This is a genomic window from Marinobacter fuscus, assembly GCF_003007675.1.
Classification (GTDB): Bacteria; Pseudomonadota; Gammaproteobacteria; order Pseudomonadales; family Oleiphilaceae; genus Marinobacter; species Marinobacter fuscus.
On record NZ_PXNP01000095.1, the window covers coordinates 1 to 7,169 of the forward strand.

General features: G+C 53.0%; 9 protein-coding genes. 3 read left to right on the plus strand and 6 right to left on the minus strand.

What is annotated here, in order from left to right; translation table 11 throughout:
• The 6 genes from tnpC (C7H09_RS12500) to C7H09_RS12525 all read right to left on the minus strand — a co-directional run.
• Positions 1-1,571: IS66 family transposase (tnpC, locus tag C7H09_RS12500; protein ID WP_106761478.1), on the minus strand; the 1,571-nt coding region annotated here is incomplete at its 3' end.
• Positions 1,572-1,628: 57 nt separating this feature from the next.
• The gene (gene tnpB / locus C7H09_RS12505; protein WP_106761477.1) at positions 1,629-1,997 is read right to left on the minus strand and encodes an IS66 family insertion sequence element accessory protein TnpB; all 369 of its coding nucleotides are present in this window, start codon (positions 1,995-1,997) and stop codon (positions 1,629-1,631) included.
• A complete protein-coding gene (gene tnpA / locus C7H09_RS12510; RefSeq protein WP_106761476.1) occupies positions 1,997-2,314 on the minus strand; it encodes an IS66 family insertion sequence element accessory protein TnpA in 318 nt (105 codons plus the stop codon). The genes tnpB (C7H09_RS12505) and tnpA (C7H09_RS12510) overlap by 1 nt, the downstream gene beginning before the upstream one ends.
• Positions 2,315-2,413: 99 nt before the next feature.
• Positions 2,414-3,424 carry a porin gene (locus C7H09_RS12515; protein ID WP_106763173.1) on the minus strand — a complete coding sequence of 337 codons (1,011 nt, stop codon included), beginning with the start codon at positions 3,422-3,424 and terminating at the stop codon, positions 2,414-2,416.
• A gap of 101 nt (positions 3,425-3,525) precedes the next feature.
• Complete coding sequence (locus C7H09_RS12520) at positions 3,526-4,329, minus strand: ABC transporter permease (protein ID WP_106763175.1); 804 nt, start codon at positions 4,327-4,329, stop codon at positions 3,526-3,528.
• 15 nt (positions 4,330-4,344) lie between these two features.
• Positions 4,345-4,839: an ABC transporter ATP-binding protein gene (locus C7H09_RS12525; protein WP_206074328.1), complete on the minus strand. Its 495-nt coding sequence runs from the start codon at positions 4,837-4,839 to the stop codon at positions 4,345-4,347.
• 16 nt (positions 4,840-4,855) lie between these two features.
• Here C7H09_RS12525 and tnpA (C7H09_RS12530) point away from each other — a divergent pair, with 16 nt between their 5' ends.
• The 3 genes from tnpA (C7H09_RS12530) to tnpC (C7H09_RS12540) all read left to right on the plus strand — a co-directional run.
• Complete coding sequence (tnpA, locus tag C7H09_RS12530) at positions 4,856-5,173, plus strand: IS66 family insertion sequence element accessory protein TnpA (protein WP_106761476.1); 318 nt, start codon at positions 4,856-4,858, stop codon at positions 5,171-5,173.
• Positions 5,173-5,541 carry an IS66 family insertion sequence element accessory protein TnpB gene (tnpB, locus tag C7H09_RS12535; RefSeq protein WP_106761477.1) on the plus strand — a complete coding sequence of 123 codons (369 nt, stop codon included), beginning with the start codon at positions 5,173-5,175 and terminating at the stop codon, positions 5,539-5,541. Before tnpA (C7H09_RS12530) ends, tnpB (C7H09_RS12535) begins: the two co-directional genes overlap by 1 nt.
• 57 nt (positions 5,542-5,598) lie before the next feature.
• On the plus strand, positions 5,599-7,169 hold a 1,571-nt coding region (gene tnpC / locus C7H09_RS12540), incomplete at its 3' end, for an IS66 family transposase (RefSeq protein WP_106761478.1).

Sequence of the window (7,169 nt, forward strand, 5' to 3'; positions counted from 1 at the left end):
GGCAACTCGGCATTCCAGGGCAGCAACGCTTCGAGCTTCTCCAGCGTGTCGGACTCAGCAATGCGTTCCAACACATGGTGGATATAAGCTGAAGGCTCCAGGCCATTGGCCTTGGCGGTTTCGATGAGCGAATAGCAGGTGGCGCTGGCTTTCGCCCCTTGTGAGGTATCGGCGAAGAGCCAGGCCTTTCTGCCGAGGGCAAACGGGCGGATGGCGTTCTCGGCTCCGGCATTGCTGATCTTCAGGTCACCGCGCTCACAGTAGCCGACCAGGTAGTCCCATTGGTTCAGGGTGTAATCCATGGCCTGACGGGTAAGCAGGCCTTTCATCACCTTGGGGGCATTTTTCTCCAGCCAGGCTTTAAAGGCGTTCAACAACGGCAGACTCTTTTCCTGGCGAACCCGATATCGCTCCGCGTCGCTCAGATCCCGGGCGGCCTTTTCAATGGCGTACAGTTTGCGGATGTGGCTCAGGGCTACATCCGCCTTTGAGGGTTGGCCTTTTTTGCCTTTGGCCGGTGCCGCCCGGGACGCCTCCACGTACTTACGTCTCGCGTGATCCCAACACCCGATCCGCGTCAGCTTGTTCGTGGCACAGACCTGCCCATAGCCGGAATAGCCATCGGCTTGCAGAATGCCCTGGAAGTCATCCAGCAGACGCACCGGTACCTTGCCACCTCGTGATGGATCATACTCGAACAGAACCGAAGGTTTTCCCGGTGGACCACCCCGGGTGACCCACATCCATTTGTCGGATTGGGCGGTCTTACCGTCTTCCTTGAGCACCTGGATCCGGGTTTCATCGGCTTGCAGGTAATCACCGCTATTCTGGGTTTCCCGCATCAGGTTGATCAGCGGCTGGAAGACGTCATTCAGCCGGATGATCCAGTGAGCCATGCTGGTGCGACTCACTTCATGCCCCAGGCGCTGGAACATTTGTTCCTGACGGTACAACGGCAGACCGTCGGCATACTTGGAGGTAATGAGGTAAGCCAGCAGTGACGGGGTGGCGATGCACTTGCCCAGCGGGCGCGCCGGACGGGCAGCCGCAACAATGCGCTCTTCGCCGTCCTGCTCGAACACCGCCTTTTCCTGCCAGTACTCCAGCACTTTCAGTTGAGCGGGAATGTACTCCAGCTCTTCCTTCACCTTGGTGAAGAAGGTCTTGCTGGCACCGGCTTTCTCTTCGTCGCTGAGGGTTAATTCAATACGCTCACGCAGCAGCGTATCGGAGAAGCCACGTTGGCGGCGCTTGCGGGAACGGCGGGGCGTCTCTTCCTCTTCGACATCGTCCGGCAGCTCATCGCGCAGTTCATCAATCTCGACTTCCAGCTCGACCTCATCGAACAGCAGGATCTGATTGGGCAGCTTTTCACTGCTGGCGGCGAACTGCTGGATCTTCTTATGGCGCAGCAGTTCTTCGAGGATCTCGATGCGAGCGTCTCGTCGCTGGATGGCGTCTTCTTTGGAGGCGAGTTGCTGCTGAAGGCCGCTGATAACCGCCACCATCTCAGCGGTCGATAAACCGTTGAGATCCGGGGTTTTGAGGGCGTTATCAGGCGTTGATTTCATGGCGGAATTATAGCAAAAACAATGCCCTGGCACACCTAAAACGTAATGCAAAAAGGGCTATCCGACACTCTCATAGTGCAGGGTTTTATGGCCCCGCAACAGACTGATGTCGTAGCCGTCCAACAACCAGTTGATCTGTTCACCGGTCAGCGGCATCAGCTCATCCGCAGGCCCTGGCCACTTGAATTTTTCCTCAGCCAAGGCTTTGTAATAGAGCACAAAGCCGTTGTCTTCCCACATTAGACATTTGATCTTGTTCCGCTGCCGGTTGGTGAAGGCGTAAAGTGCACCGGAGAATGGGCTGTGCCCCAGTTCCTGTTCAACCAGCAGGGCCAGGCCGTTGGCCTGCTTGCGGAAGTCGATGGGCTTTCGGTACAGGTAGATCTCCGGCAAATCCCTGGAAGGGCGCAGATAGCGGTGACGCATCACAGCTGTCTCAAGACGGCACCCAGCAAATCGATATTACCGGCATGCAGACCGGTGATCGATACGCCGCCGGGCAGTGACACGGTCAAACTGACTCCGGCATCCGGAGTCGGAGTCGGAGTCACGCGAGTGAATCCGGATCGAGCGTGAACCGGTTCATCACTGGATTCGACACGACCGGTCAGCTTCTGCCGCCAGTAGACAAACCGATGATAAACAAGCGACTCTTGTTTGCAGTAGGCTGCACCGGACAGGCCCGAGGCCTGCCAGTCCGACAGCGTCTCTTGCCAGAACTGGTGTAAATCAGGGGTAGTCATCGGATTCCTCTTTAATGTGAAAGCAGGAATCAGTGTGGCGAAACTCGGGCGTCAGCTACAGGTGCGGATTTATTGGCGCTTACGCAAAACACTCATTCCTTAGAGCTTCACCCCAACGCCAAGGGCAATATTGTCAGGCGCATCGTCGTACTGGCCCGTTTCTATAAAGAACTTGATGTTCTCGCCGAAATGTCTGTCGACGCCTAGCACGAAGCCGCTTCGGTCGAACGAGTCAATATCGTGATCCTTCTCTGCGTAAGCGGTTTTAAGAGTCCAGTTAGGATTGATCCTGAATTCGGCGTTTGCAGCGTAGGAGTCCCAGTCACCTGTTGGATGATCGGTATCTACTTCATAGACGCCTGCGAGTTTGACAATACCGAAGTCATAGCTCGCGGAGAGGGCAGAACGGGTATAGTCCTCATTCGTAGGCAGCGATCCTGCTTTCATGATCGTATGACTGCCGGCGATATAGAGGTCCTGATATTTATACGTCAGACGGTTGGTCCAGATATCCCGATCGACGCCGTTTTGCTCGTTTGTTGTCACGACCGATGTTCCAAACTGAAAGCCTTCGATGCGGGGTGTCGCATAGACAAACAGGTCTGTGGTTTGTTCGGGTTGGCCAAACATTGCGATGTCCCCCGTTTGTGAATGGAAGCGGTTGTACTCAAAGGTATCAACCTCCCCGTAAACCTGCTCCCATTGCCCTGAACCCGTTCTTGGCGCGAGTAGCACGATCCCGTAATCGGTGATTACAGTGATTTTGGCATCACGAACGTAGACATCGTCGTTTATCCCGCCGTTTACATTGCCCTGAGTCCAAGTTAAGTCATCGTTATCATTGATAGCATTGCTGAAATCGGCAGTTAGATCATATTTAATCTTCAGGCCATCGTTAACGATAAATATACCGCCGGTACCTGCTGTAACAGAAAATGCCCAAGGAGCAATATCTCGACCATTTACCTTCAGTGCACCAATGTTCATCTTCGCCGAAAATCCGGGGCCTTTATGAACTATGTCTGTGTTATCAAGAACGCTTGAAAATGCGTTTAATGATGAAGCTGAAAGCGCTATTGCCAAAGTTGTTTTTATTACAGATTTTGTCATTGTTTTACCTTATATGTTTAGTGTTAATTTGCAGATCTAATTGTTTTGATTTTGTGATAGTGAATTCTATAAAGGAAAATACTTGCCTCCATTCAAATTAATTAGCGTTTTTCCCAGGGCATAGCGAGCCGCTCCGCTATGTCTACAAGCTTCGAAAAACCAAGGCCCATCAAAGCAATTACAAAAAAGCCAACATACATGGTGTCTACCCAAAATACGGACCAAGCCCACCAGATTCGGTAACCCACTCCAGAATCAGCCGCAGAAAATTCAGCAGCGACTAGAAGAATTAGTGCAGTGCCAGCACAGATTCTGAGTCCAGTAAATATTCCGGGCAAAGACCCAGGCAGAGCAACAGTCAAATATGTTTTCCATCTGGATGCCTTTAGATTTTTTGTTACATCAAAATAAATTTTCGGAATGTTCATTACGCCCGCGAGGGTGTTGATTGTCATCAAGAAGAATACGTTGATAGCGATGACGACATACTTCGATGTTTCACCAATTCCAAAAATCAATAAAAGTAGTGGGAGTAGAGCAATCTTTGGTATAGGAAATATCGCAGAGATGAGAGGCCGAAAAAATTCACGCACAGGCTTGAATAGTCCCATAGCGAGACCAAGAATTACACCTGGAATCGCACCCATTCCATAGCCAACCAAAATTCTTTGTAAGCTTATGGTTATGTCAGACCAGAACAATTCGGTACTGGCCTGATTAAAGCCCGTTTTGATAATAGTTGACGGAGCGGGAAAGAAGTTAACATCAATAAGGGCAGCCCTGGCTGCAACTTCCCATAGAACAAGTAAAAGAATTGGAGACAAGTATCCAAGGGGGATTTTCTCTGTAATAGATACCCTTCTATTGGCTTCAGAAGTGCCAATAATCTTGATTACATTTACCATGGTTTTTTCCTTAAATTACGAAGTGCTTTCCTGAAGCTTTCTGGTTTCAAGCTCTCGCGCTGCAAGAACTTCACTTCGCAAAGAATTCCAAAGTTCTTCAGCGAGTTCGTTGAATTTTGGGTCTCGCTTTAAATCGGATAGATGCCTTGGGCGGTCAAACGGCACATCGATATCTTTAATGATCTTTCCCGGCGCTGAACTCATCACAACTACCCGATCGCCCAGCAGAAGCGCTTCCTCCAGGCCGTGTGTTATGAACACAACTGTGCTTTTGAATTCTTCCCAGAGTTTCGCTAGCTCTGATTGAAGGAGGTGCTTATTTTGTTCGTCCAAGGCTGCGAACGGCTCATCCATGAGCAAAATTTCTGGATTAGTTGCGAAACCTCTGGCGATCGCCAGTCTTTGCTTCATGCCACCTGAGAGTTGAGCAGGGTAGAATTTTTGTAAGCGCCAATAAATCCGCACCTGTAGCTGACGCCCGAGTTTCGCCACACTGATTCCTGCTTTCACATTAAAGAGGAATCCGATGACTACCCCTGATTTACACCAGTTCTGGCAAGAGACGCTGTCGGACTGGCAGGCCTCGGGCCTGTCCGGTGCAGCCTACTGCAAACAAGAGTCGCTTGTTTATCATCGGTTTGTCTACTGGCGGCAGAAGCTGACCGGTCGTGTCGAATCCAGTGATGAACCGGTTCACGCTCGATCCGGATTCACTCGCGTGACTCCGACTCCGACTCCGGATGCCGGAGTCAGTTTGACCGTGTCACTGCCCGGCGGCGTATCGATCACCGGTCTGCATGCCGGTAATATCGATTTGCTGGGTGCCGTCTTGAGACAGCTGTGATGCGTCACCGCTATCTGCGCCCTTCCAGGGATTTGCCGGAGATCTACCTGTACCGAAAGCCCATCGACTTCCGCAAGCAGGCCAACGGCCTGGCCCTGCTGGTTGAACAGGAACTGGGGCACAGCCCATTCTCCGGTGCACTTTACGCCTTCACCAACCGGCAGCGGAACAAGATCAAATGTCTAATGTGGGAAGACAACGGCTTTGTGCTCTATTACAAAGCCTTGGCTGAGGAAAAATTCAAGTGGCCAGGGCCTGCGGATGAGCTGATGCCGCTGACCGGTGAACAGATCAACTGGTTGTTGGACGGCTACGACATCAGTCTGTTGCGGGGCCATAAAACCCTGCACTATGAGAGTGTCGGATAGCCCTTTTTGCATTACGTTTTAGGTGTGCCAGGGCATTGTTTTTGCTATAATTCCGCCATGAAATCAACGCCTGATAACGCCCTCAAAACCCCGGATCTCAACGGTTTATCGACCGCTGAGATGGTGGCGGTTATCAGCGGCCTTCAGCAGCAACTCGCCTCCAAAGAAGACGCCATCCAGCGACGAGACGCTCGCATCGAGATCCTCGAAGAACTGCTGCGCCATAAGAAGATCCAGCAGTTCGCCGCCAGCAGTGAAAAGCTGCCCAATCAGATCCTGCTGTTCGATGAGGTCGAGCTGGAAGTCGAGATTGATGAACTGCGCGATGAGCTGCCGGACGATGTCGAAGAGGAAGAGACGCCCCGCCGTTCCCGCAAGCGCCGCCAACGTGGCTTCTCCGATACGCTGCTGCGTGAGCGTATTGAATTAACCCTCAGCGACGAAGAGAAAGCCGGTGCCAGCAAGACCTTCTTCACCAAGGTGAAGGAAGAGCTGGAGTACATTCCCGCTCAACTGAAAGTGCTGGAGTACTGGCAGGAAAAGGCGGTGTTCGAGCAGGACGGCGAAGAGCGCATTGTTGCGGCTGCCCGTCCGGCGCGCCCGCTGGGCAAGTGCATCGCCACCCCGTCACTGCTGGCTTACCTCATTACCTCCAAGTATGCCGACGGTCTGCCGTTGTACCGTCAGGAACAAATGTTCCAGCGCCTGGGGCATGAAGTGAGTCGCACCAGCATGGCTCACTGGATCATCCGGCTGAATGACGTCTTCCAGCCGCTGATCAACCTGATGCGGGAAACCCAGAATAGCGGTGATTACCTGCAAGCCGATGAAACCCGGATCCAGGTGCTCAAGGAAGACGGTAAGACCGCCCAATCCGACAAATGGATGTGGGTCACCCGGGGTGGTCCACCGGGAAAACCTTCGGTTCTGTTCGAGTATGATCCATCACGAGGTGGCAAGGTACCGGTGCGTCTGCTGGATGACTTCCAGGGCATTCTGCAAGCCGATGGCTATTCCGGCTATGGGCAGGTCTGTGCCACGAACAAGCTGACGCGGATCGGGTGTTGGGATCACGCGAGACGTAAGTACGTGGAGGCGTCCCGGGCGGCACCGGCCAAAGGCAAAAAAGGCCAACCCTCAAAGGCGGATGTAGCCCTGAGCCACATCCGCAAACTGTACGCCATTGAAAAGGCCGCCCGGGATCTGAGCGACGCGGAGCGATATCGGGTTCGCCAGGAAAAGAGTCTGCCGTTGTTGAACGCCTTTAAAGCCTGGCTGGAGAAAAATGCCCCCAAGGTGATGAAAGGCCTGCTTACCCGTCAGGCCATGGATTACACCCTGAACCAATGGGACTACCTGGTCGGCTACTGTGAGCGCGGTGACCTGAAGATCAGCAATGCCGGAGCCGAGAACGCCATCCGCCCGTTTGCCCTCGGCAGAAAGGCCTGGCTCTTCGCCGATACCTCACAAGGGGCGAAAGCCAGCGCCACCTGCTATTCGCTCATCGAAACCGCCAAGGCCAATGGCCTGGAGCCTTCAGCTTATATCCACCATGTGTTGGAACGCATTGCTGAGTCCGACACGCTGGAGAAGCTCGAAGCGTTGCTGCCCTGGAATGCCGAGTTGCC

What these genes read in the sequence shown, in the direction of transcription:
- tnpB (WP_106761477.1), bottom strand. Translation starts at nt 1,997, where the DNA reads ATGCGTCACCGCTATCTGCGCCCTTCCAGGGATTTGCCGGAGATCTAC.
- tnpA (WP_106761476.1), bottom strand. Translation starts at nt 2,314, where the DNA reads ATGACTACCCCTGATTTACACCAGTTCTGGCAAGAGACGCTGTCGGAC.
- C7H09_RS12515 (WP_106763173.1), bottom strand. Translation starts at nt 3,424, where the DNA reads ATGACAAAATCTGTAATAAAAACAACTTTGGCAATAGCGCTTTCAGCT.
- C7H09_RS12520 (WP_106763175.1), bottom strand. Translation starts at nt 4,329, where the DNA reads ATGGTAAATGTAATCAAGATTATTGGCACTTCTGAAGCCAATAGAAGG.
- tnpA (WP_106761476.1), top strand. Translation starts at nt 4,856, where the DNA reads ATGACTACCCCTGATTTACACCAGTTCTGGCAAGAGACGCTGTCGGAC.
- tnpB (WP_106761477.1), top strand. Translation starts at nt 5,173, where the DNA reads ATGCGTCACCGCTATCTGCGCCCTTCCAGGGATTTGCCGGAGATCTAC.